This is a genomic window from Streptomyces sp. 7R007 (genome assembly GCF_054850255.1).
Genome location: NZ_JBTWMV010000015.1, coordinates 195,807 through 217,696 on the forward strand (window position 1 = coordinate 195,807; position 21,890 = coordinate 217,696).

Sequence of the window (21,890 nt, forward strand, 5' to 3'; positions counted from 1 at the left end):
CATGCCCCAAGTCGGACTCAGTGCACGGCTCCGGCAGCGGCTTCGGCGGCGATGTGCTGCGTGCCGATCCGCTTGCGGAACACCCAGTAGGTCCAGCCCTGGTAGAGCAGGACGATCGGCGTGGCGATGGCCGCGCACCAGGTCATGATCTTCAGGGTGTACGGGCTCGACGAGGCGTTGGTGACCGTGAGGTTCCACTCCTCGTTGAGCGAGGACGGCATGACGTTCGGGAACAGCGTCAGGAAGAGCATCGCCACGGCGGCGACGATGGTGATGCCGGACAGGGCGAACGACCATCCCTCACGCCCGGCCTGGTTCGCCACCAGCGCCGCGACCAGCGCCGCGACGGCCACGACCAGGGCGACCAGGCTCTTGCCGTCCCCGCCGTCGATCTGCGTCCACAGCAGGAAGACCAGCGCCGACGCGGCCGTGACGAGCCCGACCTGGAGGGCCAGCTTGCGTGCCCGCTCCCGGATCTCGCCGAGGGTCTTCAGAGCCGTGAACACCGCCCCGTGGAAGGTGAACAGCGACAGCGTCACCACGCCGCCGAGCAGGGCGTAGGGGTTGAGCAGATCCCAGAAGCCACCGATGTACTCGTGGTTCTGGTCGATCTTCACACCGTGCACGATGTTGCCGAAGGCCACGCCCCACAGGAACGCGGGGATCAGCGAGCTCCAGAAGATCGCGGTCTCCCAGTTGCGCTGCCAGTGCTCCTCCGGCCGCTTGGCCCGGTATTCGAAGGCCACACCCCGCACGATCAGGCAGACCAGGATGATCAGCAGCGGCAGGTAGAAGCCGGAGAAGAGCGTGGCGTACCACTCGGGGAAGGCGGCGAAGGTCGCACCGCCCGCCGTCAGCAGCCACACCTCGTTGCCGTCCCAGACGGGCCCGATGGTGTTGATGAGCACCCGCCGCTCGGGCCGGTTGCGGGCGAGCAGCTTGGTGAGGATGCCGACTCCGAAGTCGAAGCCCTCCAGGAAGAAGTAGCCGATCCACAGGACGGCGATCAGGACGAACCAGACGTCGTGAAGTTCCATGACTCTTGAGCTCCCTTGGCCTAGTAGGAGAAGGCCATCGGCTTGTCGGCGTCACGGGTGTCGCCGCCGATCTTCGTGGGCGGGTTGAGGTCGGCCTCGGTGAGCTCCGGCGGGCCGGCCTTGACGTACTTCACGAGCAGCTTGACCTCGACCACGGCGAGGATGGCGTACAGCACGGTGAAGGTGATCAACGAGGTGAGGACCTCGCCCTGGGAGACCCCGGGGGAGACGGCGCTGCTGGTCTGCAGGACGCCGAAGACGGCCCACGGCTGACGGCCCATCTCGGTGAAGATCCAGCCCCAGGAGTTGGCGATCAGCGGGAAGCCCAGGGTCCAGATCGCCGCCAGCCAGTACAGCCGGCCGAGCTTGGGGCTGAGGGCCTTGTTCCGGAACAGCACCAGGTGCGGCACCTCGTCCTCGCCGACGCGCAGGTGCTGCGGCAGCATGAACTTCTTGCGGGTCAGCCACAGCCCGGCGATGCCGATGGCGAAGGACGCCATGCCGAAGCCGATCATCCAGCGGAAGCCCCAGTAGGTGACGGGGATGACGGGGCGGTAGTCACCCGGCCCGTACTTCTGCTGCTCGGCCTTGTTGACGTCGTTGATGCCGGGGACGTGCGAGCTGAAGTCGTCGTTGGCGAGAAAGGACAGCAGGCCCGGGATCTCTATGGCGACCTCGTTGTGGCCCTTGTCCACGTCACCGACGGCGAAGATCGAGAACGGCGCGGAGTCCTGGCCGTCCCACAGCGCCTCGGCGGCGGCCATCTTCATCGGCTGCTGCTTGAACATGACCTTGCCGAGGGTGTCGCCGCTGATCGCGGTGAGCAGACCGGCGATGACCACGGTGACCAGGCCCAGCCGCAACGAGGTCTTCATCACGGCCACGTGCCGCTTGCGGAACAGATGCCAGGCGGCGATGCCGACCATGAAGGCGCCACCGGTCAGGAAGGCCGCCGACAGGGTGTGGAAGACCTGGCTGAGCGCGGTGTTCTGGGTCAGGACGGCCCAGAAGTCGGTGAGTTCGGCCCGCCCCTTGGCCTTGTCGATCTTGTAGCCGACGGGGTGCTGCATCCACGAGTTGGCGGCGAGGATGAAGTACGCCGACAGGATCGTGCCGATGGAGACCATCCAGATGCAGGCCAGGTGGAGCTTCTTGGGCAGCTTGTCCCAGCCGAAGATCCACAGACCGATGAAGGTGGACTCGAAGAAGAAGGCGATCAGGGCCTCGAAGGCGAGCGGGGCGCCGAAGATGTCACCGACGAAGCGCGAGTAGTCGGACCAGTTCATGCCGAATTGGAACTCCTGCACGATGCCGGTGACCACACCCATCGCGATGTTGATCAGGAAGAGCTTCCCCCAGAACTTGGTCGCCCTGAGGTACTTCTCGTTCTCCGTACGCACCCACGCGGTCTGCAGGCCGGCCGTCAGGGCGGCCAGCGAGATCGTCAGCGGGACGAACAGGAAGTGGTAGACGGTGGTGATGCCGAACTGCCAGCGCGCCAGTGTCTCCGGCGCCAGAGCCAATTCCACGTCGCAGTCTCCTTACGTCGCCGTGGTAGCGGGCAGTTTGCCCCTTATGTCCTGCACATCACTGGAGCAACCGGGACACGCTTGTGAACGCGTTCACATTCACAAGCAATTATGACGCATGCTCGTTCGAGACTGGATGGGCGGGGGGTCCCTAGGAGAGTCCGATAGGTCACACCCGGAGGGGACCAGTCGGCCTCTAGCACGAAGGGCGCTCGGTTTCACGTGAAAACGAGCGCCCTTCGACCTGGGATGGGTCTTGGATGCGGCTGCTGTCACAGCTCCTTGCGGAACGCCTCCGCCACTTTCAGGAAGATGTCGTTGGCCTCGGTCTCCCCGACCGTCACGCGCACGCCCTCCCCCGGGAACGGCCGGATGACCACGCCGTGCTGCTCACACGCCTCCGCGAAGGCAACCGTGCGCTCCCCCAGCCGGAGCCACACGAAGTTGGCCTGCGACTCGGGCACCGTCCAGCCCTGGGCGCGCAGCCCGTCGACCACGCGGGTGCGCTCACACACCAGCGAGCCCACTCGGCCGAGGAGCTCGTCCTCGGCCCGCAGCGAGGCGATGGCCGCCTCCTGCGCGAGCTGGCTGACCCCGAACGGCACCGCCGTCTTGCGCAGCGCCGCCGCCACCGGCTCGTGGGCGATCGCGAAACCGACGCGCAGTCCCGCGAGGCCGTAGGCCTTGGAGAAGGTCCGCAGGACGCAGACGTTGGGCCGCTGCCGGTACAGCTCCACGCCGTCCGGGACCTCGGGGTCGCGGATGAACTCGCGGTAGGCCTCGTCCAGCACCACCAGCACATCGCTCGGCACCCGGTCGAGGAACCGCTCCAGCTCGGCCCGGCGCACGACCGTGCCCGTCGGGTTGTTGGGGTTGCAGACGAAGACGAGACGGGTGCGGTCGGTGAGCGCGTCGGCCATCGCGTCCAGGTCGTGCACGTCACCGGGCGTCAGCGGCACCTGCACCGACCGCGCGCCGCTGATCTGCGTGATGATCGGGTACGCCTCGAAGGACCGCCACGCGTAGACGACCTCGTCGCCCGGGCCCGAGGTCGCCTGGATCAGCTGCTGGGCCACACCGACCGAGCCGGTGCCGGTGGCCAGATGGGAGAGCGGGACGCCGAAGCGCTCCGACAGCTCGTTCATCAGACCCGTACAGGCCATGTCCGGGTAGCGGTTGAAGGACGAGACGGCCGCGGTCACGGTCTCCAGCACGCCGGGCAGCGGAGGGTAGGGGTTCTCGTTGGAGGACAGCTTGTAGGCCACCGGGCCGCCGGCCGCGGCGGGCTTGCCCGGCTTGTAGGTGGGGATCCCCTCCAACTCGGCGCGCAGCTTGGGGCTCGTCTCGCTCACCGCAGTCCTCCTCATGACCACCGGCTTCCAATACTGCTCACCTTATGAGGATTGGGCGCCGCTGCGCACCGGCGAGCACCGACCTGATCCCGGCCCGGTCCGACCTCACCAGCCCCATGCGCATCACGGGCAACACGACACGAAGACGCACGAATCGAGGGGCGCGGCCAGATATATCTGTGCGCCGGTGGCTCACGCCCTGGCGCGCATCACCCGTGCAGGTGAGTTGAGACCTCTTCGAAACATCGGGAAGTTGGCAGGCTCATGCGTGCCGACAAGTCACGTAGTGCCATTGGATCGTTCAACTGTCTTTCTTTCTAAGGCAGTTGGCCGCAAATGACCATGCAGAAACGTGCCTGTCAACGCGTGCATATGCGCCCGCCCTACCCCACCGCATGAGCCCTACTATCGGCTCGCCATGACAGCAGCAGGGAAGCACCAGGTGAGCCGCGCGGAAACCTCACGTCGAGGCAGTCGGCCGGGCCGGGCGGGCATCAGAGACGTGGCCGCCGCCGCCGGAGTCTCCATCACGACCGTCTCCGACGCCCTGAACGGCAAGGGCAGGCTCCCGGACGCCACCCGCCGCCATGTCCGCGAGGTCGCCGACCGGCTCGGCTACCGCCCGTCGGCCGCCGCTCGAACCCTCCGTACCGGCAAGTCAGGCCTGATCGGCCTGACCGTGACGACGTACGGGGATGAACCTTTCACCTTCACCGAGTTCGCGTACTTCGCCGAGATGGCGCGCGCCGCCACCTCCGCCGCGCTCGCCCGCGGCTACGCCCTCGTGATCCTCCCGGCGACCTCGCGCCACGACGTGTGGTCGAACGTCGCCCTGGACGGCACGGTCGTCATCGACCCCTCCGACCAGGACCCGGTGGTCAGCGAGTTGGTCCGGCAGGGTTTACCGGTCGTCTCCGACGGCCGCCCGGCCGGCGCGCTGCCGGTCACCGCGTGGGTCGACAACGACCACGAGGCCGCCGTACTCGGCATCCTCGACCATCTGGCCGACGCCGGCGCCCGCCGGATCGGCCTGCTGACGGGGACCACCACGGACACCTACACCCGCCTGTCCACCACGGCGTACCTGCGCTGGTGCGAGCGCGTCGGCCAGGACCCGGTGTACGAGGCCTACCCGGCGCACGACCCGTGCGCGGGCGCCGTGGCCGCCGACCGGCTGCTCGCCCGCCCGGACCGCCCGGACGCCGTCTACGGCCTGTTCGACCCCAACGGCACCGACCTGCTCGCCGCCGCCCGTCGTTACGGCCTGCGCGTACCGGACGACCTGCTTCTGGTCTGCTGCAGCGAGTCCACCGTGTACGCCAACACCGAACCGCCCATCACCACGCTCTCCCTGAAGCCGCGCCGGATCGGCACGGCGGTGGTGCAGCTGCTCATCGACGCGATCGAGGGGGTCGAATCCGACCAACCGGTCGAGCAGGTGATACCGACCGAGCTGATCGTGCGCACCTCGTCCCAGCGACGCCCGCAGCGCACGACGGTCAGCCCGCCGCGATCACCCGAGGAAGGGTAGGAACACGGGCCGTCAGCAGGCGGCCTAAGCCCTGCCCAATCGGGGCGAATGCCGCGGTGAACTGGAGTCTTGCTCCGATTCACCACCCCTGGGTCATCACATGGCGCGATCCGCATTCCTATGATGGGCCCACGACACCGCGGGCCGCTGCGACCAGGCAGTCCGAAGCGGTGCAGATGCGGCGCGATGGTGGAGGGGTCTGATGACTCAGGGGGCCGGTCAGGGACCCGAGACGGAGCGGACGGCGACGTTGCGCGACTTCCGGGTGCCTGCGTACGTCCACGAGACCGGTCCGTACGACCACAGCACGCACCCCGGCGACGTCGTACCGGCGCACGAGGAGGCGTATCCCGAGGGCTACCCGGAGGGGTACACGCCGACCGAGCGCGACCTGCCCGTCATCAGCCGCGGCGAGGTGCCCCAGCCGGCGGCCGAGCCACTGCCGGTGCCGCAGCAGGGGGAGGGCCCGGGTCCGCTGTTCGTCGTCGGCGACGTGCACGGCTACCTCGACGAACTGCAGGCCGCCCTGCGCGAGAAGGGCCTCATCGACGACGCGGGCCGCTGGTGCGCCGGCACCGCCCGCCTGTGGTTCCTCGGCGACTTCACCGACCGCGGCCCCGACGGCATCGGCGTCATCGACCTGGTGATGCGGCTGTCCGCGGAGGCCGCGGCGGCCGGCGGCTACTGCAAGGCCCTGATGGGCAACCACGAGCTGCTGCTGCTCGGCGCGAAGCGGTTCGGCGACACCCCCGTCAACTCCGGCGCGGGCACCGCCACCTTCCAGGCCGCCTGGCTGCTCAACGGCGGCCAGAAGACCGACATGGACCGCCTCCAGGACCACCATCTGCAGTGGATGGCCCGCCTGGACGCGGTCGAGGAGGTCGACGGCTACCTGCTCGTCCACTCCGACACCACCGCCTACCTCGACTACGGTGACTCGATCGAGGCGGTCAACGACACCGTCCGCGAGACGCTCACGCGCAACGACGCGGACGAGTGCTGGGAGCTGTTCCGCAAGTTCACCAAGCGCTTCTCCTTCCGCGACGAGGGCGGCGCCGACCACGTGCGCTCCCTGCTGGATACGTACGGCGGCACGCGCATCGTTCACGGCCACAGCCCCATCCCCTACCTCCTGGGCGAGGTCGGCTCCGAGGACGGCGAGGACGACGCCGGCCCCGTGGTCGAGGGACCGCACGTCTACGCCGACGGACTGGCCATCGCGATGGACGGCGGCGTGACCATGGCCGGAAAGCTGCTGGTCCAGCAACTGCCGCTGGATATCTGAACGTTCGCGGGGCAGGTGTACCCCCGCGGCGGAAGGGGGCGGAACGGCGCAGGCCAGGGCCCAATTTCCGGAAACCCCCTGTCACCTCGTGCCGTCGCCGCTCTACCATCGGTTTATCCGTAGCAGGCTCCCCTCCGTTTCTGCCCGACGGCTCGTTGGCATGCGAGCCCCAAGCCCTACGGAGCATCGGGGGATGCACATGAACAGCGTTCCGCAGCACCTGCTGAGCGAGGACCGCCAGGAGTACGAGCGGGTCCTCGATGAGGCGCTGCGCTCCGCCCCACACCGCCCGGAACTGGCCGCTGTCGGACAGCGGCTCAACGCCGAACAGCTGCGCACCATGGCGCTGAACGCCACCGCGCTCATCACGGTGGCCGCGGCGACCGAGTACCAGCACTACGTGAAGGTGCGCGAGGAACTGCGCCGGCCGGCGCCGTCCACCCCCTCGTCCACGTCCTCCTCCGACCACGAGTCCGGCTCGGCGGAGCAGGTCGTGGAGGCGATGGGGCTCGCCACCACCCTCGGCGAGGCCACCGCCGGCGCCGGCGCGGTCGCCGTCCTCGCGGTCCTGGCGCCCGTCCTCGCCGGAACGGCCGCGGCGATCTTCCTGCTCGTCGGCTACATCCTCAAGATGTTCGACCCCGAGCCGGCGTTCGCCCAGACCATGCTCACCGCGGGCTGGGTGTTCGGCGCCGTGACCGCGGCCGCGATCCTCGTCGCCGCCGTCGGGCTGCTGCTGACCGCCCTGCACAACCGGCCCACGCTGGACACCGGTCCGTACGGCGAACTCGGCGAGGAGGTGGAGCGGGCCAGGGAGGCCTGGCGCGAGGCGCTTCTGGAGCGCGGCATCCTGCCGTTTCTGCGGGAGGCCCTCGCCGACCCGTCGGCCGCGGCGGCACTGCACCAGCCGACGCCTTCGACGCCGACGAGCCGCATGCCGAACCTCGGTTACGACCGTCCGGGCTTCAGCAGCCCGGAGGCGGGCCCGTCCGCCGGACCACGGCCGAGCTTCACCAGCCCCGACTACACCAGCCCGGACTTCGGAGGCCCGGAACACCAGCCGGAGTAACCCCCGCCCCCGCGCCGACCGCCCCGAGAACGGGGCGGTGACGGGCGCGGGCTGTGGATGGTGGCGGGGTCACGGGGGCGAGCATCGAAGCGAGGGGTCGCCGGGAGCCGGGCCGAGATGCGCAGATAGGTGGTCACCAGGCGCGAGCTCCGGAGCGGAGAGCCACCGGCACGGGCCGTGAAACGGGATCACGGGGCGCGGGCCGTGAAACGGGGATCACCGGGCGCGAACCGCCAAGCGAAGGTCACCGGACGCGAACCGTCAAGCGAAGGTCACCGGGCGCGAGCCGTGAAGCGGGGGTCATGGGGACGTCCGTTCGTCGAAGTCCTTTCTCGCTGCCTGGATCGCCGCGATGTTCGCCTGCGACCAGTCGGTGATGCTCTGCATCAGCCCGCCCACCTGCCGGCCCAGCTCGGTCAGCCGGTACTCCACGCGGGGCGGCACGGTGGGATGGACGGTACGGGTCAGCAGACCGTCGCGCTCCAGCGCCCGCAGCGTCTGCGTCAGCACCTTCGGTGTCACACCGTCCAACCGCCGCCGCAGCTCGGCGAACCGCATGGTCCGGCCGTCCTCAAGCGCCACCAGCACCAGCATGGTCCACTTGCCGGCGAGCAGTTCCAGCACGGAACGGGTGGGGCAGTCGCGCAGGAAGACGTCCACGCCACCGAATTTCCTCAGGTCGAAGCCGGTATCCATGAGGTACCTCGATATCAGACAAGTGCCTTCTTCCGTGGGGCGTTCCTCCGGCCCGACCATGGAGCGCACGCACCGCAACTCACCGCCGAGGACGGGGATTCCTGATGTCCGGCCGTATGCACGCCATCATCCAGTCCGCGTTCGGCGGTCCCGAGGTGCTCGCGTACCGCGAGACCGACGTACCGGAACCGGGCCCCGGGGAGGTGCTGCTGCGGGTCGCCGGCGCCGGCGTCAACCCGGGCGACACGGTGCTCCGCGCAGGCCGGGTACCGGAGTTGGTCACCCTGCCGTGGACGCCCGGCAACGACGTGTCCGGGGTCGTCGAGCGGGTCGGCGAGGGCGTGACGAGGTTCGTGCCGGGGGACGAGGTGTACGGCATGCTGGCCGTCAGCCGGCGCGGCGCCTACGCCGAGTTCACCACCGCGCCGGCCGACGCGCTGGCCCTCGCCCCGAAGAACCTCGACCTGGCGCACGCGGGGGCTGTGCCCCTGGTCGCGGTCACCGCCTGGCAGGCACTGGTCGTGCTGGCAGACGTCCAGCCCGGCGACCGGGTGCTGATCCACGCCGCCGCGGGCGGTGTGGGTCACGTGGCGGTGCAACTGGCCAAGGAGTCGGGGGCCCATGTCACGGCCACGGCTCGGGCGGCCAACCACCCCCTCCTGCGCGAACTCGGCGCCGACGAGCTGATCGACTACACCACCACCGACTTCCGGACCGCCGTCGCCGGGGTGGACGTCGTCCTGGACCTGGTCGGCGGCGCCTACGGCCCGCGTTCCCTGGACGTCCTCCGCCCCGGCGGCCTGCTCATCGGGGCCTCGATCGACCCCGGCACGGACGAGGCGACGGCCACCGCCCGCGGCCTGCGCTACACCTGGGTCACAGCGGAGCCCTCCGGCGCGCTGCTGCGGCAGATCACCGAACGCATCGAGGCGGGCCGCCTGCGGGTCCTGGTCCAGGGCACCTACCCACTGTCCGAGGCCGCGGAGGCCCACCGCACGATCGAGACGAAGCGCACGACGGGAAAGCTCGTCCTCGTCCCCTGACTCTGCCGGCCGGCCGCGTCCCGGGCCGGGCAGTACGGCCCGCAACTCGCGCCGAGCCACGAGCCGCGAGCCGTTCCGCCCGCCGACCGACGGTTGAGTCCTCGTCCGCCAGACCCCGCGGAACCGCTAGTCCGCGATCGGCAGATACACCCGGTTCCCGCTCGCGGCGAACTCCTTCGACTTCTGCGCCATCCCCTCCTCGATCTCCTCCCGGGACCCACCGTGCTCCCGGCGGATGTCCTGGGAGATCTTCATCGAACAGAATTTCGGCCCGCACATAGAGCAGAAGTGGGCCGTCTTGGCCGGCTCCGCCGGCAGGGTCTCGTCGTGGAACTCGCGTGCCGTGTCCGGGTCCAGGGCGAGGTTGAACTGGTCCTCCCACCGGAACTCGAAGCGGGCGTCGGACAGCGCGTCGTCCCATTCCTGCGCACCGGGGTGCCCCTTGGCGAGGTCGGCTGCGTGGGCGGCGATCTTGTAGGTGATGACGCCGGTCTTGACGTCGTCACGGTTGGGCAGGCCCAGGTGTTCCTTGGGCGTGACGTAGCAGAGCATGGCCGTGCCCCACCAGGCGATCATCGCGGCACCGATGCCGGAGGTGATGTGGTCGTACGCCGGTGCGACGTCCGTCGTCAGCGGGCCGAGCGTATAGAACGGAGCTTCATCGCAGATCTCCTGCTGAAGGTCGATGTTCTCCTTGATCTTGTGCATCGGGACGTGTCCCGGGCCCTCGATCATGGTCTGTACGTTGAAACGCTTCGCGATCCGGTTGAGTTCCCCGAGCGTCCTCAACTCCGCGAACTGCGCCTCGTCGTTGGCGTCGGCGATGGAACCGGGGCGCAGACCGTCGCCCAGCGAGTACGTCACGTCGTAGGCGGCGAGGATCTCGCAGAGTTCCTCGAAGTTCTCGTACAGGAACGATTCCTTGTGGTGTGCGAGGCACCAGGCCGCCATGATCGAGCCGCCGCGCGAGACGATGCCCGTCTTGCGGTTCGCCGTCAACGGGACGTACGGGAGGCGGACCCCCGCGTGGACGGTCATGTAGTCCACGCCCTGCTCGGCCTGTTCGATGACCGTGTCCTTGTAGATCTCCCAGGTCAGCTCCTCGGCCCTGCCGTCCACCTTCTCCAGCGCCTGGTAGAGCGGCACCGTGCCGATCGGCACGGGGGAGTTGCGCAGCACCCACTCGCGGGTCGTGTGGATGTTGCGGCCGGTGGACAGGTCCATGACCGTGTCGGCGCCCCAGCGGGTCGCCCAGGTCATCTTCTCGACCTCCTCCTCGATGGAGGACGTCACCGCGGAGTTGCCGATGTTGGCGTTGACCTTCACCAGGAACCGTTTGCCGATGATCATCGGCTCGATCTCCGGATGGTTGACGTTGGCGGGCAGGACCGCCCGGCCCGCCGCGATCTCCTCGCGGACCACCTCGGGGGAGACGTTCTCCCGGATGGCCACGTACTCCATCTCCGGAGTGATCTCACCCCGGCGGGCATACGCCAGTTGCGTCACCGCGCTGCCGTCCCGGCTCCGGCGCGGCTGGCGCGGCCGCCCCGGGAAGACGGCGTCGAGGTTGCGCAGGCCACCTCGCGGCGAGGTGTGCTTGATGCCGTCGTCCTCGGGACGGACGGGACGACCCGCGTACTCCTCGGTGTCGCCGCGGGCGATGATCCAGCTCTCCCGCAGCGGCGGCAGACCCCTGCGGACATCGGTTTCGACGAGTGGATCGGTGTACGGGCCCGATGTGTCGTACAGCGTGACCGACTGCCCGTTGGTGAGGTGCACCTGACGGACCGGCACCCGCAGATCGGGGCGTGAACCCCCGACGTACGCCTTGTGCCAGCCGATGGACTTCCCGGCCTCCCCGTCGAGCTGGTCGGAGGCAGGCGTGCGTGCGTCCTTGTTGGTCATGAGACCTACTCCCTACGCCGGCATTACCCGGTAACAGGTTCGGCGGTCGACGCAGCGGTTTCCGTCTGCCCACGTCTCGTGCGGAACATCACTCGGTGTCTTTCGACTCCGGTGATGTTCCACGTGAAACATGGCTGGGACGGAGGTCAGCGCCCTCTCAGCCCGGTGCTCCGAGCTCCCGCGTGTGCAAAGGTGCCTCCACGCTAGCGTCATATGTGGCGCGGTGAACAGTGGGCCCCTGCCGTTCTTGCGATGATCGGGCGGTGACCACGACACCGCAGTACCCGTATCCGCCACCGGAACCGCCGCGCAGACGGGACGGCGTGCCCGGCTACGGAGACGGCCACAGCCACGGTCATGGAGACGGCCACGGCAGCGGCAACGGTGGCGGTGGCGGTGGCGGTGGCGGTGGCGACGATCACGGGCACGGTCACGGTTCCGGTTCCGGATCCGGCGGAGGGCACGGGCATTCGCACAGCCACGGCCCTGCCGCCCCGGTCTCCAAGCACCTGCGCAAGGTCATCGCGGCCATCCTCATCCCGTTCACCGCGGCCGTGCTGGTCGGGCTCGTGGTGCTCTGGCCCGGCGGCGCCCCGGGGCACAAGCGCAGCGGCGTCGGCTTCGACCGGCAGACCCAGCAGGCGACGGTCACCAAGGTCGTCAGCGTCAGCTGCAAGTCGGTGAACGCCTCCGGTGGGAGCGGCGGCACATCGACCACCGACAGTTCTTCCACACAGCAGGAGTCGAGCGACACCTGCAAGAAGGCGACCGTCCGCGTCGACACCGGCAAGGACAAGGGCCGCACCTTCACCGAGATCGTGCAGCCGGACCAGTCGCGGCAACTGCACGAGGGACAGAAGGTGGTGGCCGCCTACGAACCCTCGGCGCCCAAGGACCTGCAGTACTCGGTCACCGACGTCAACCGCCGGTTCCCGATGGCACTGCTCGCCGGCATCTTCGCGCTCGCCGTCGTGGTGGTGGGCCGGATGCGCGGCGTCATGGCGCTGATCGCCCTCGCCATCAGCTTCCTGATCCTCAACTTCTTCATCCTGCCCGCCATCCTGCAGGGCTCGAATCCGCTGGTCGTGGCGGTGGTCGGATCCAGCGCCATCATGCTGATCGCCCTCTACATGTGCCACGGCCTGTCGGCCCGCACGTCCGTGGCCGTGCTCGGCACGCTGCTCTCGCTGGTGCTGATCGGCATCCTGGGCTCGGTGTTCATCGGCTGGGCCGCGCTGACCGGCAACACGGACGACAACACCGGCCTGATCCACGGCCTGTATCCGTCGATCGACATGAGCGGCCTGCTGCTGGCCGGCGTCATCATCGGCTCCCTCGGCGTCCTCGACGACGTGACGGTCACCCAGACGTCGGCGGTCTGGGAACTGCACGAGGCCAACCCGTCGATGGGCTGGCGCGGGCTGTACCGCGCCGGCATCCGGATCGGCCGTGACCACATCGCGTCCGTCGTGAACACCCTCGTCCTCGCCTACGCGGGCGCCGCGCTGCCCCTGCTGCTGCTCTTCTCCATCGCGCAGAGCAGCGTGGGGACGGTCGCCAACAGCGAGTTGGTCGCGGAGGAGATCGTACGCACCCTCGTGGGCTCGATCGGCCTGGTCGCCTCCGTGCCGGTCACCACGGCGCTGGCGGCCCTGGTGGTGGCGGCGGACCGACCCGCACCGGAAGCGGCGACGGCGTCCGCGCCGGCGCCGACACGGACGGGCCGGGGGCGACGCCGTAAGCGGTGAGGGAAGGGGGACGGGAGAAGCGTTCCTGCACAGCCTCGGCCGCTCCTGAAGCGTTCGGCCCCACTCACGCCGACCGTCGCCCTCAGCCCGCGCTCTGCTCCTCCGCCAGGATCCGGTCCAACGCCTCGTCGAGATGGGCGTCGAAGTCGGCCAGCGCTCCCTCCTGCCCCAGCGGCACCAGTTTGTCGGTGCGGTCGAGGAAGGCGATGAGCGGAGCCGTGGACGAGCGGAACAGGGCCTGGTCGCCGCCGACCTGCAGCCGGATCAGGACGTCGCTCAGCGAGTCGGGGTCGGCCGGCGCGATGCGCACATCGCCCTCGCCGCACGGCCGACCCACTCCGTCGATCAGCAGTTCACGGCCGAACGCCCAGGTCACCGGCGCATCGCCCGGCAGATGGAAGGTCAGCCGCACGGCATAGGGATCGTCTGTCTCGTACCGCAGTTCCACCGGGATACGGAAGGACAGCTCCTCGGACACGAGGAAGCTCATCATGACCTCTGCCTGTACGGTCTCGCGCATCGCCTACCCCGTCTTGTGGTGCCCGTTGGCCGGGAATGTACCCCCCTGATCCTCATGGAATCTTGCTGAACGTACACAACAGATCACAAGGAGTGAGTTTTCAGATACTGATAGAGAGCGCGAGCGAGCCCAGCAGCCGTCCGATCTCGCTCTGCAGCTGCCGTGTGGCCGACAAGAGCCGATCGGCCTGGTGGCAGGGCAGGGAGAGGGCCATCGTCGCGGCCGTGGTCCCCAGAGTGATCGGGATCGCCGCACAGACCGTGCCCAGGGCGTATTCCTGACGCTCTGTCACCGCCTCCATGCGACGGGTCCGTTCGAGCCGACGCAGGAGTGTGTGGGTGTCGCGTACGGTGTACGGCGTGATGGACTGCACGGGATAGCGGTCGAGGTGGTCGCGGCGGGCGTCCTCGTCCAGCTGGGACAGCAGACACTGGCCGATCGCGTGCGCGTGCCCGGTCTCACGGAAGTCGGCCCACTCCTCCACCGCCGGGGTGCCCGGGGTGTCGGAGACGCACAGGACCTCGATCTCGCCGTCCCGGTAGACGGCGTAGTAGACGGGCACGCCGATCGCGTCCCGCCAGCCGGCCAGCGCCTCGACCACCGTGCTGCGACGTTTCTGCTGTGCTCCGCTGCTGCTCAGCCGCTCGGCCGCGTCACCGAGGAAGAACAGGCCCTTGTCGCGGTGCAGATAGCCCTCGTGCACGAGGGTGCGCAGGAGGTGGTAGGCCGTGGGCAACGCCAGGCCGGTCTCGCGGGCGAGTTGCTTGGCCGGGGCTCCGCTCGCGTGGTCGGCGACGCACTCCAGCAGGCGCATCGCCCGCTGGACGGACCCGATGAGGGTCGCCGACTGCGGCTGTGTGTCAGGGGCGGTCGGGGGCGCGGGCGCCCGGGAGGCCGGGGCGGGCGGTTTCGACGGCGCCCTTGAGGCCGGGGCGGCGGGGGCAGCCGGGGCGTCGGGGGACGCCGGGGGATTCGGTGAAGGCGGCCGCGACATCCTGGCGGCGGGAGAACCCGGGGATGCCGGAGAAGGCGGCCGGGATGTCCTGGCGGTGGGCGGTGGGCGGTCCTGCGTGTCGGGGCCGGGTTGTTCCGGTGGTCTGATGCCGCGGGGCCGCTGGGCCGGTGATACCGGAGCGGGAGGTGCGTGGGGGTCTGTGGGTGCGGTGTCTACCGTGGCCAAGGGTCACTCCCGAAGCGCGAGGGGGCAGCCCGTGCGGGGGAACACGGGTGGGGGTGTACGCCGCTCGCGGGGCGGTCCCCGCGTCGAACTCCGGACTCTAACCGCCCGTCACCGCCGACGGACGGCCTGTCCCGGAAACTTCCCTCGCGCGAGGGAACAGGTGATTTCCGTTACCGGTCGGTGGCCTCCCGCGGCCTCACCAGTCGCTGCGTGAGGAGGAGCTCGACATGAACTTCCGGACCACGTAGACCAGTCCGCCGACCAGCGCCACGAAGAGCAGCACCTTGAACAGCAGGTAGACGACGAAGCCGACGACGCTGGCTATCAGCCCGCCGAACACGACCAGGGCGATGACCGGCACCGCGACCCACTTCACCCACCACGGCAGTCCCGCGAAGATCTCTCGCATCGCCCTCGTCCTTACCTCTCCGCCCCGCTGCTGTCGCGCAGTGGGCCCATTCGATGTCCTGCCATCGATGCTAGGCCGCACCAGGCCCCCGGCGGGGGCCTCGCATCCCTTGTCCTCCCCTGACTGATCCCCTAGGGAACCCCGAGACGGCGCCTCAGCTCTCCGGTGGAGAGAAGACCACGAGAACCCGCAGATCCTCGCTGATGTGGTGGAACTTGTGGGCGACTCCGGCCGGCACGTACACCACGCTGCCGCGCGCCACCTGCGTGGTCTCCAGACCGACGGTGATCGAGGCCCGGCCGCTGACGACGAAGTAGACCTCGTCCTGGTGGTGCGGCTTCTGGGGGTCATGCTCGCCGGCGTCGAGCGCGTACAGCCCGACCGACATGTTCCGCTCGCGCAGAAACTGCAGGTAGGCGCCGTCGTTGGCGGCGCGCTCCGCCTCCAGTTCGTCCAGCCGGAAAGCCTTCATCGTTCTTGCCGCCCTCGTCCCGCTGCTCATCGTCGATCTGGTCTGCCACGATCAGACACATGAAGAATTTCGTAGTCAAGACGATCGCCAACGCGGGTGCCCTGGCGGTCGCCGTATGGCTGCTCGACAAGATCACCCTGACCGGTGACAGCACGGGCAAGAAGGCCGGCACCCTGATCATCGTCGCGTTGATCTTCGGTTTCGTGAACTTCCTGGTCAAGCCGGTCGTGAAGCTGCTCAGCCTGCCGCTGCTCATCCTCACGCTCGGTCTGTTCACCCTGGTCGTCAACGCGCTGATGCTGATGCTGACCTCGTGGCTGGCCGGAAAGCTCGACCTGAGCTTCCACGTCGAGGGTTTCTGGACCGCGGTACTCGGCGGCCTGATCATCTCGATCGTCTCCTGGGCGCTGCACGTCGTCCTGCCCGACGAGGACTGAGCGGGTGGTGAGGTATCGCGTCTGCTTCGTGTGCACCGGCAACATCTGCCGTTCCCCGATGGCCGAGTCCGTCTTCCGCGCGCGTATAGCGGAGGCCGGGCTCGACGGGCTGGTCGAGGTCGACAGCGCCGGCACCGGCGGCTGGCACGAGGGGGACGGCGCCGACCCGCGCACCGTCTCGGTGCTGGAAGAGAGCGGTTACGTGTGCGACCACACCGCCCGCCAGTTCCAGCCGTCGTGGTTCGCCCGGCTCGACCTCGTGATCGCCCTCGACTCCGGCCACCTCAGGGCCCTGCGCCGCCTCGCGCCCGCACCGGAGGACGCGGCGAAGGTACGGCTGCTGCGCTCGTACGACCCGGCCGCCGGGGACGACCTGGACGTGCCCGACCCGTACTACGGCGGCATGGACGGCTTCGAGGAGTGCCTCGGGATGGTGGAAGCGGCGAGCGAGGGCCTGCTCGCCGACGTGCGTGAACATGTGGAAGGACAGGCGGCATGAGTGATTCCGCCACGGGAGCCGCGGGCGACGGCACGCGCGCGGTGCGGGCCGGACTGCCCGAGCCGGTCAAGTACGAGCCGACCCTGCCCGGTCCGGTCTTCGCCGCCCACTACCACCTGCCGGGTGAACCGACGGGTCCGTACACCTACGGCCGCGACGAGAACCCCACCTGGACCCTGCTGGAGCGCGCCATCGGCGAGCTGGAGGCTCCCGGGCAGGACGGCGTGCAGACGCTCGCGTTCGCCTCCGGGATGGCCGCCATCTCCTCGGTGCTGTTCTCCCAGCTGCGCGCCGGGGACGCCGTGGTGCTGCCCAGCGACGGCTACCAGGCGCTGCCCCTGGTGCGCGCGCAGTTGGAGGCGTACGGCATCCGGGTGCGTACGGCGCCGACGGCCGGCGACGCCCAGCTCGACGCCCTCGACGGCGCGAAGCTGCTGCTGATCGAGACGCCCTCGAACCCCGGGCTCGACGTGTGCGACGTCCGGCGCCTCGCGGAGGCGGCACACGCGCGTGGGGCGCTGGTCGCCGTCGACAACACGCTCGCGACGCCGCTCGGGCAGCGCCCGCTGGAGCTCGGTGCCGACTTCGCCGTGGCCAGTGGCACCAAGCAGCTCACCGGGCACGGGGACGTGCTGCTCGGCTACGTCGTCGGCCGCGACGCGGAGGCCATGGCCGCCGTACGCCGCTGGCGAAAGATCGTCGGCGCGATTCCGGGGCCGATGGAGGCCTGGCTCGCCCATCGTTCGATCGCGACCCTCCAGATGCGCGTCGACCGGCAGTGCGCCACCGCCCTGACGGTCGCCGAGGCCCTGCGCGGACAGCCGGAGGTGACCGGGCTGCGCTACCCGGGGCTGCCCGACGACCCGGCGCACAAGGTCGCCTCGCAGCAGATGCGTCGCTACGGGTGCGTGGTCTCCTTCACGCTGCCCACGCGCGCGCGTGCCGACCGTTTTCTCGACGCGCTGCGGCTGGTCGACGACGCCACGAGCTTCGGCGGGGTGCGGTCGACGGCCGAGCGGCGCGGGCGCTGGGGCGGGGACGCGGTGCCGGAGGGCTTCATCAGGCTCTCGGTCGGTGCCGAGGATGCGGAAGACCTGGTGGCCGATGTGCTGCGCGCGCTGCGGGAGTCGGCGGAGTGAGCGGATTACGAACACTCCGCAGGGGTCCTGTACGCACAACGGACGGTCCGAGCCTCCCCCCTCGTGGCTCGGACCGTCCTCGGTTCCGCGCGCGAAGAACCGCGCGAACCAGGCTAGTTGACTCTGCGTCAGTGTCCAATCACAGTAGCGACAGAGACCTATCGACTTATTTATAGTTGGGGGCTCTGCCGGGGTCAGGGCAAAGGTGCCCTGACGGCCGGGGGCGAGGGCGCCTCGCCGGCCGGGGACATGGGCAGGGAAAGGGGAGGGCGTGCCATGGATCTGGCCTTGCTACGGACCTTCGTGACCGTGCACCGGGCCGGCTCCTTCACCCGCGCCGCCGCCCTGCTCGGCCTGTCCCAGCCTGCCGTGACCTCGCAGATCCGGACCCTGGAACGGCAACTGGGCCGCCCTCTCTTCCTGCGCCAGGCCCGTGGAGTGACCCCGACGACCATCGGCGACGAACTCGCGCACAAGGCGGCTCCCCACCTCGACGCCCTCGTCGAGATCGCCGAGAGCGGCCTCGACGACGAGTCCTCGCTACGGACCCTCCATCTGGCCGGGCCCCCCGAGTTCACCGCCGAACGGGCGCTGCCCGCCCTCACCGAGCTGACGGGCGACGACGGTCAGGCATTCGCCTTGCGTGCCTCCTTCGGGAACGCCGAGGAGACCCTGGAGGGGCTGGCCGCGGGGCATCACGATCTGGCCATCAGTACGGCCAGGCCGCGCGGCGCCCTGCTCACGGCGACTGCGCTGTGCGACGAGGAGCACGTCCTGGTCGCCGCCCCCCACCGGGCCGAACAGACGGGCCTCGGCAAGCTGCATCGCAAGGGGGCACCGGCACTGGAGAAGGTGCCCGTCATCGAGGTGCACGAGTCGCTGCCCTTCGTCTCCCGTTACTGGGCCTCGGTCTTCGACTCCCGCCCGGCCGCCCCGGGCACGGTCATCGTCCCCGACTTACGTGCCGTTCTTGCCTGCGCCATCGCGGGCGCGGGGCTCGCCGTGCTGCCCCGCTATCTGTGCGCGGCCGCCCTGGACCGGGGGGACGTCGTCGCCCTGCACGAGCCGGCGGTCCCGCCGCTGCGGACGTATTTCCTCGTGGTCCGGACGGGCACGCTGGCGATGCCCCCTATCGCACGGGCCCACGAATGGCTGCTGCGAGCTGCGACGGACTGGTGCTGAGCAGGGCTTTTACGGCCGTCACGGGGTGAGCTCGGGCGATGACGTCATGCGATGTTTCACGTGGAACCATCCGGGCCACATTCCCCCCATGACCGTCCGACCCGTGGTCAAGCGCACCGCCCGTGCCGTTCTCCTGGACGGCGACGACTTGATCCTGATCAAGCGCACCAAGCCCGGTGTCGATCCCTACTGGGTCACTCCCGGTGGCGGGGTCGAACCCGGTGACACCACCGTCGTCGACGCCCTGCACCGCGAGGTGTACGAGGAACTCGGCGCCAAGATCACCGACGTGGTCCCGTGCTTCGTCGACACCGTCGAGCACATCGGCGAGGACGGCGGCGCGACCGGCGTGAAAGTGCAGCACTTCTTCGTCTGCCGCCTGGAGTCGATGGACCCGTCCCTGCGACACGGACCGGAAGTGGACGAGCCCATCGGCGAGTACGAGATCGTCCGCGTGCCGTTCACCCGGGTCGGGATCGCCTCCGTCCACCTCGTACCGCTGTCGCTGCGGCACTACCTCGACGGCAACATCGAGGGCGTACGCGCCATGCACGCTCCGGATCTGGGCTGACTCTCAGTGGTCGGCGGAGAGGATCAGACGTCACGCACCAACGCGTAGGCTTCCCACAGGTCCCGGCCCAGATACGAGTGGGTGGCGAGCCCGGCAAGATGACGGTCCGCGTTGACCGCCACGGAGACCGGGACCGCACCGAACAAGTCCTTGTCGGAGAGCGAATCGCCATAGGCGACACAGTCGGTCCGTGCCACGCCGAACTCCCCGCACAGCCGGTCGGCGATCTCCACCTTGGCCGCCGCGCTCAGCACCCCGGCCGGGTCCACCGGCTCGCTGAACGGCACGGCCGGGAACCGCGAACCGTACGCCGCGTGTGCGCCCCAGTCCGCCAGGCGCTCGACGAAGAACGACGGTGAGAGCGAGACGACCGCGCAGAAGTCCCCCGCCCGGCGGATCTCCGCCCACACCTCGCGGATCCGCTCCAGCCAGGGAGCCTCTTCGAAAGCCGCCGTCACATGGGCCTCGGTGAGCTCCGCCCAGAGGGTGTAGACCCTCGTCGCGTACTCCGGTGGGTCGATCAGCCCCGCCGAGATCGCCCGATCCAGCGCCACCGTCTCGGCTTCCCGGCCGATTTGGCGGGAGATCTCCACGGGCGCCGTGGTGCCGTGCAGCAGTGTGCCGTCGAGGTCGAAGAGGTGAAGTCTGGGCATGCGCCAGAGGCTAGCGGGATGAGGAAAAGGCCCCGCGCAGAGCTCCCCGGTCGGTCGCCGTCCGCAGATGTTTCACGTGAAACAGGCCCGTCCTGTCCTCAGGCTGTGCTCTTCCCCACGACATGGCCAAAAGCTCGTGCGTCACCGCGGAAAGTGGTGGACGCCAAGGCCGCCGGTCCGACAGCCTGACCTGCGTGCCGACTCCTGCCCTCGCCTCCCTGCCCATCCGCCGACTGACACTCCGCGACCTCACCGCCTGCGCCGACCTGTCTCAGGACCGGGGGTGGGCGCGAGAGGAACACAAGTGGGGCTTCCTCCTCACCTCCGGCAAGGGATACGGCATCGACGACCCGGCCGGCGGCCTCGTCAGCGCCTGCGTCGTCACCGAGTACGGGCCGCAGGACCGGCCCGAACTGGCCGCCCTCGGCATGGTGCTGGTCGCCGAGCGGCACGCCCGCCGAGGCGTCGGACGCCGCCTGATGCGCCATGTCGTCGCGGAGATGGGCACCACCCCGCTGACCCTGCACGCAACCCCCAACGGACGCCCTCTCTACGAGGAACTCGGCTTCAAGCTCACCGGCCGGGCCGAGATGCTGCTTGGTCGCTTCACACCCGACGGTTCGGTCCCCAAGGTCCCCACCCGTCCGGCCACCGCCGAGGACCTGCCCGCGCTCATCCGCCTCGACGAGGAGGTCCTGGGCGTCGACCGCACCCATATCGTCACGCGGCTGCCTGCCTTCGCCGACCGGCTGCGGGTCGCGGAAGAGAACGGCCGGCTCATCGGCTACGCGGCCGCCTGGCCCAACATGGACACCCATGTCGTCGGCCCGCTGATCGCTCGGGACACGGAGACGGCCAAGGCACTCGTCACATCGCTCGCCGCCCACACGGACCGTCCGCTGCGCACCGACATCGACGTACGGCACGAAGAACTACTGGCGTGGGCGAAGGAACGGGGCCTCGCATCGGTCGCCCTCAACGCGGTGATGGCGTACGGCATCTCTGAGCTTCCCGGTGACTGGACCAGGCGGTTCGCTCCCGTGACAGTGGCCGCGACCTGACGCCGACCCGGCGCCTCACTCGTCCTGTGCGTAAGGTGCGGGTCATGGGAGATCTTGAGATACGCCCCGCGACACCCGGCGACGTTCCCGCGATCGTCGCGATGCTCGCCGACGACCCGCTGGGCGCCCGGCGTGAGTCACCGGACGACCTGGACCCCTACCTGGCGGCCCTGGAACGTCTCTCGGCCGACCCGAACCAGCACCTGGTCGTCGCCGTCCGCCAGAGCCGGGTCGTGGGCACGCTCCAGCTCACGATCATTCCCGGACTGTCCCGCCGCGGGGCGACCCGCTCGATCATCGAGGGCGTACGCGTTCACGCCGACGAACGTGGCAGCGGACTGGGCACACAGCTCATCGAATGGGCGATCGGCGAATCTCGGCGCCAGAACTGCCAGTTGGTCCAGCTGACCTCGGACAACAGCCGCACCGACGCTCACCGCTTCTACGAGCGACTGGGCTTCGAGGCCTCACACGTGGGATTCAAGCTCCCGCTGTGAGACAGGGCCGAAGGGACCACCACGGGAGAGGCGTCCTGTTCACCGCGGTCGAGCTGCGCAACCGGCTCTCGGCGG

The 21,890-nt window shown here is 69.4% G+C and carries 22 protein-coding genes; 12 read left to right on the forward strand and 10 right to left on the reverse strand.

The window, feature by feature from the left end; genetic code table 11:
- Nucleotides 1-17 precede the first annotated feature (17 nt).
- The 3 genes from cydB to hisC all read right to left on the reverse strand — a co-directional run bounded on the left by cydB (nucleotide 18) and on the right by hisC (nucleotide 3,918).
- Nucleotides 18-1,037, reverse strand: coding sequence for a cytochrome d ubiquinol oxidase subunit II (gene cydB / locus ACYF6T_RS21645; RefSeq protein WP_461698433.1), 1,020 nt, complete (start codon nucleotides 1,035-1,037; stop codon nucleotides 18-20).
- Nucleotides 1,038-1,057: 20 nt separating this feature from the next.
- Nucleotides 1,058-2,566, reverse strand: coding sequence for a cytochrome ubiquinol oxidase subunit I (locus tag ACYF6T_RS21650; RefSeq protein WP_461698434.1), 1,509 nt, complete (start codon nucleotides 2,564-2,566; stop codon nucleotides 1,058-1,060).
- 272 nt (nucleotides 2,567-2,838) lie between these two features.
- Nucleotides 2,839-3,918: a histidinol-phosphate transaminase gene (hisC, locus tag ACYF6T_RS21655; protein ID WP_461698435.1), complete on the reverse strand. Its 1,080-nt coding sequence runs from the start codon at nucleotides 3,916-3,918 to the stop codon at nucleotides 2,839-2,841.
- Between the two features lie 418 nt (nucleotides 3,919-4,336).
- On the opposite strand from hisC, the gene ACYF6T_RS21660 reads away from it, so the two are divergent.
- The 3 genes from ACYF6T_RS21660 to ACYF6T_RS21670 all read left to right on the forward strand — a co-directional run bounded on the left by ACYF6T_RS21660 (nucleotide 4,337) and on the right by ACYF6T_RS21670 (nucleotide 7,803).
- On the forward strand, nucleotides 4,337-5,449 hold the full coding sequence (locus tag ACYF6T_RS21660; protein WP_461698436.1) for a LacI family DNA-binding transcriptional regulator: 1,113 nt from the start codon (nucleotides 4,337-4,339) through the stop codon (nucleotides 5,447-5,449).
- Between the two features lie 202 nt (nucleotides 5,450-5,651).
- Entirely contained in the window at nucleotides 5,652-6,734 is a 1,083-nt protein-coding gene (locus ACYF6T_RS21665; RefSeq protein WP_461698437.1) for a metallophosphoesterase, read from the forward strand.
- Nucleotides 6,735-6,927: 193 nt separating this feature from the next.
- The gene (locus tag ACYF6T_RS21670; RefSeq protein WP_461698438.1) at nucleotides 6,928-7,803 is read left to right on the forward strand and encodes a hypothetical protein; all 876 of its coding nucleotides are present in this window, start codon (nucleotides 6,928-6,930) and stop codon (nucleotides 7,801-7,803) included.
- A 300-nt stretch (nucleotides 7,804-8,103) separates the two neighbouring features.
- Here ACYF6T_RS21670 and ACYF6T_RS21675 read toward each other — a convergent pair whose 3' ends face one another.
- Entirely contained in the window at nucleotides 8,104-8,499 is a 396-nt protein-coding gene (locus ACYF6T_RS21675; protein ID WP_461698439.1) for a winged helix-turn-helix transcriptional regulator, read from the reverse strand.
- Between the two features lie 104 nt (nucleotides 8,500-8,603).
- Here ACYF6T_RS21675 and ACYF6T_RS21680 point away from each other — a divergent pair, with 104 nt between their 5' ends.
- Nucleotides 8,604-9,542 carry an NADP-dependent oxidoreductase gene (locus ACYF6T_RS21680; protein WP_461698440.1) on the forward strand — a complete coding sequence of 313 codons (939 nt, stop codon included), beginning with the start codon at nucleotides 8,604-8,606 and terminating at the stop codon, nucleotides 9,540-9,542.
- Between the two features lie 126 nt (nucleotides 9,543-9,668).
- Here ACYF6T_RS21680 and thiC read toward each other — a convergent pair whose 3' ends face one another.
- The gene (gene thiC, locus ACYF6T_RS21685; protein ID WP_461698441.1) at nucleotides 9,669-11,447 is read right to left on the reverse strand and encodes a phosphomethylpyrimidine synthase ThiC; all 1,779 of its coding nucleotides are present in this window, start codon (nucleotides 11,445-11,447) and stop codon (nucleotides 9,669-9,671) included.
- Between the two features lie 263 nt (nucleotides 11,448-11,710).
- Between thiC and ACYF6T_RS21690 the strand changes: the two genes are divergently transcribed.
- On the forward strand, nucleotides 11,711-13,195 hold the full coding sequence (locus ACYF6T_RS21690) for a YibE/F family protein (RefSeq protein ID WP_461698442.1): 1,485 nt from the start codon (nucleotides 11,711-11,713) through the stop codon (nucleotides 13,193-13,195).
- Nucleotides 13,196-13,277: 82 nt separating this feature from the next.
- Here ACYF6T_RS21690 and ACYF6T_RS21695 read toward each other — a convergent pair whose 3' ends face one another.
- The 4 genes from ACYF6T_RS21695 to ACYF6T_RS21710 all read right to left on the reverse strand — a co-directional run bounded on the left by ACYF6T_RS21695 (nucleotide 13,278) and on the right by ACYF6T_RS21710 (nucleotide 15,776).
- Nucleotides 13,278-13,715 carry an SsgA family sporulation/cell division regulator gene (locus ACYF6T_RS21695; RefSeq protein WP_461698443.1) on the reverse strand — a complete coding sequence of 146 codons (438 nt, stop codon included), beginning with the start codon at nucleotides 13,713-13,715 and terminating at the stop codon, nucleotides 13,278-13,280.
- A gap of 100 nt (nucleotides 13,716-13,815) precedes the next feature.
- Nucleotides 13,816-14,709, reverse strand: coding sequence for an IclR family transcriptional regulator (locus ACYF6T_RS21700; protein ID WP_461698444.1), 894 nt, complete (start codon nucleotides 14,707-14,709; stop codon nucleotides 13,816-13,818).
- Nucleotides 14,710-15,091: 382 nt separating this feature from the next.
- Complete coding sequence (locus tag ACYF6T_RS21705; RefSeq protein WP_461698445.1) at nucleotides 15,092-15,304, reverse strand: DUF5326 family protein; 213 nt, start codon at nucleotides 15,302-15,304, stop codon at nucleotides 15,092-15,094.
- Between the two features lie 154 nt (nucleotides 15,305-15,458).
- Nucleotides 15,459-15,776 carry a cupin domain-containing protein gene (locus ACYF6T_RS21710; RefSeq protein WP_461698446.1) on the reverse strand — a complete coding sequence of 106 codons (318 nt, stop codon included), beginning with the start codon at nucleotides 15,774-15,776 and terminating at the stop codon, nucleotides 15,459-15,461.
- 59 nt (nucleotides 15,777-15,835) lie between these two features.
- On the opposite strand from ACYF6T_RS21710, the gene ACYF6T_RS21715 reads away from it, so the two are divergent.
- The 5 genes from ACYF6T_RS21715 (at nucleotide 15,836) to ACYF6T_RS21735 (ending at nucleotide 19,604) form a co-directional block, all read left to right on the forward strand.
- Nucleotides 15,836-16,213 (forward strand): phage holin family protein, encoded by a 378-nt coding sequence (locus ACYF6T_RS21715; RefSeq protein ID WP_461698447.1) that lies wholly within the window; start codon nucleotides 15,836-15,838, stop codon nucleotides 16,211-16,213.
- 7 nt (nucleotides 16,214-16,220) lie between these two features.
- The gene (locus ACYF6T_RS21720; protein WP_461698465.1) at nucleotides 16,221-16,712 is read left to right on the forward strand and encodes a low molecular weight protein-tyrosine-phosphatase; all 492 of its coding nucleotides are present in this window, start codon (nucleotides 16,221-16,223) and stop codon (nucleotides 16,710-16,712) included.
- The gene (locus tag ACYF6T_RS21725) at nucleotides 16,709-17,851 is read left to right on the forward strand and encodes a cystathionine gamma-lyase (RefSeq protein WP_461698448.1); all 1,143 of its coding nucleotides are present in this window, start codon (nucleotides 16,709-16,711) and stop codon (nucleotides 17,849-17,851) included. The genes ACYF6T_RS21720 and ACYF6T_RS21725 overlap by 4 nt, the downstream gene beginning before the upstream one ends.
- A 276-nt stretch (nucleotides 17,852-18,127) precedes the next feature.
- Nucleotides 18,128-19,033 (forward strand): LysR family transcriptional regulator, encoded by a 906-nt coding sequence (locus tag ACYF6T_RS21730; RefSeq protein WP_461698449.1) that lies wholly within the window; start codon nucleotides 18,128-18,130, stop codon nucleotides 19,031-19,033.
- An 88-nt stretch (nucleotides 19,034-19,121) separates the two neighbouring features.
- A complete protein-coding gene (locus tag ACYF6T_RS21735) occupies nucleotides 19,122-19,604 on the forward strand; it encodes an NUDIX hydrolase (RefSeq protein WP_461698450.1) in 483 nt (160 codons plus the stop codon).
- 23 nt (nucleotides 19,605-19,627) lie between these two features.
- Here the strand turns inward: ACYF6T_RS21735 and ACYF6T_RS21740 are convergent, their stop codons facing one another.
- A complete protein-coding gene (locus tag ACYF6T_RS21740) occupies nucleotides 19,628-20,257 on the reverse strand; it encodes an HAD family hydrolase (RefSeq protein WP_461698451.1) in 630 nt (209 codons plus the stop codon).
- A gap of 194 nt (nucleotides 20,258-20,451) precedes the next feature.
- On the opposite strand from ACYF6T_RS21740, the gene ACYF6T_RS21745 reads away from it, so the two are divergent.
- Together ACYF6T_RS21745 and ACYF6T_RS21750 are read left to right on the forward strand one after the other, a co-directional pair.
- Entirely contained in the window at nucleotides 20,452-21,318 is an 867-nt protein-coding gene (locus ACYF6T_RS21745; protein WP_461698452.1) for a GNAT family N-acetyltransferase, read from the forward strand.
- A gap of 44 nt (nucleotides 21,319-21,362) precedes the next feature.
- On the forward strand, nucleotides 21,363-21,815 hold the full coding sequence (locus ACYF6T_RS21750; RefSeq protein WP_461698453.1) for a GNAT family N-acetyltransferase: 453 nt from the start codon (nucleotides 21,363-21,365) through the stop codon (nucleotides 21,813-21,815).
- Nucleotides 21,816-21,890: the final 75 nt, after the last annotated feature.

Excerpts from the sequence above, each read along its gene's own strand:
- ACYF6T_RS21705 (WP_461698445.1), bottom strand. The coding sequence starts at position 15,304 with ATGCGAGAGATCTTCGCGGGACTGCCGTGGTGGGTGAAGTGGGTCGCG.
- ACYF6T_RS21695 (WP_461698443.1), bottom strand. The coding sequence starts at position 13,715 with ATGCGCGAGACCGTACAGGCAGAGGTCATGATGAGCTTCCTCGTGTCC.
- ACYF6T_RS21740 (WP_461698451.1), bottom strand. The coding sequence starts at position 20,257 with ATGCCCAGACTTCACCTCTTCGACCTCGACGGCACACTGCTGCACGGC.
- ACYF6T_RS21710 (WP_461698446.1), bottom strand. The coding sequence starts at position 15,776 with ATGAAGGCTTTCCGGCTGGACGAACTGGAGGCGGAGCGCGCCGCCAAC.
- ACYF6T_RS21665 (WP_461698437.1), top strand. The coding sequence starts at position 5,652 with ATGACTCAGGGGGCCGGTCAGGGACCCGAGACGGAGCGGACGGCGACG.
- ACYF6T_RS21735 (WP_461698450.1), top strand. The coding sequence starts at position 19,122 with ATGACCGTCCGACCCGTGGTCAAGCGCACCGCCCGTGCCGTTCTCCTG.
- ACYF6T_RS21680 (WP_461698440.1), top strand. The coding sequence starts at position 8,604 with ATGTCCGGCCGTATGCACGCCATCATCCAGTCCGCGTTCGGCGGTCCC.
- ACYF6T_RS21715 (WP_461698447.1), top strand. The coding sequence starts at position 15,836 with ATGAAGAATTTCGTAGTCAAGACGATCGCCAACGCGGGTGCCCTGGCG.
- ACYF6T_RS21675 (WP_461698439.1), bottom strand. The coding sequence starts at position 8,499 with ATGGATACCGGCTTCGACCTGAGGAAATTCGGTGGCGTGGACGTCTTC.
- thiC (WP_461698441.1), bottom strand. The coding sequence starts at position 11,447 with ATGACCAACAAGGACGCACGCACGCCTGCCTCCGACCAGCTCGACGGG.
- ACYF6T_RS21660 (WP_461698436.1), top strand. The coding sequence starts at position 4,337 with ATGACAGCAGCAGGGAAGCACCAGGTGAGCCGCGCGGAAACCTCACGT.
- ACYF6T_RS21725 (WP_461698448.1), top strand. The coding sequence starts at position 16,709 with ATGAGTGATTCCGCCACGGGAGCCGCGGGCGACGGCACGCGCGCGGTG.
- ACYF6T_RS21730 (WP_461698449.1), top strand. The coding sequence starts at position 18,128 with ATGGATCTGGCCTTGCTACGGACCTTCGTGACCGTGCACCGGGCCGGC.
- cydB (WP_461698433.1), bottom strand. The coding sequence starts at position 1,037 with ATGGAACTTCACGACGTCTGGTTCGTCCTGATCGCCGTCCTGTGGATC.
- ACYF6T_RS21670 (WP_461698438.1), top strand. The coding sequence starts at position 6,928 with ATGCACATGAACAGCGTTCCGCAGCACCTGCTGAGCGAGGACCGCCAG.
- ACYF6T_RS21700 (WP_461698444.1), bottom strand. The coding sequence starts at position 14,709 with ATGTCGCGGCCGCCTTCACCGAATCCCCCGGCGTCCCCCGACGCCCCG.
- ACYF6T_RS21750 (WP_461698453.1), top strand. The coding sequence starts at position 21,363 with ATGGGAGATCTTGAGATACGCCCCGCGACACCCGGCGACGTTCCCGCG.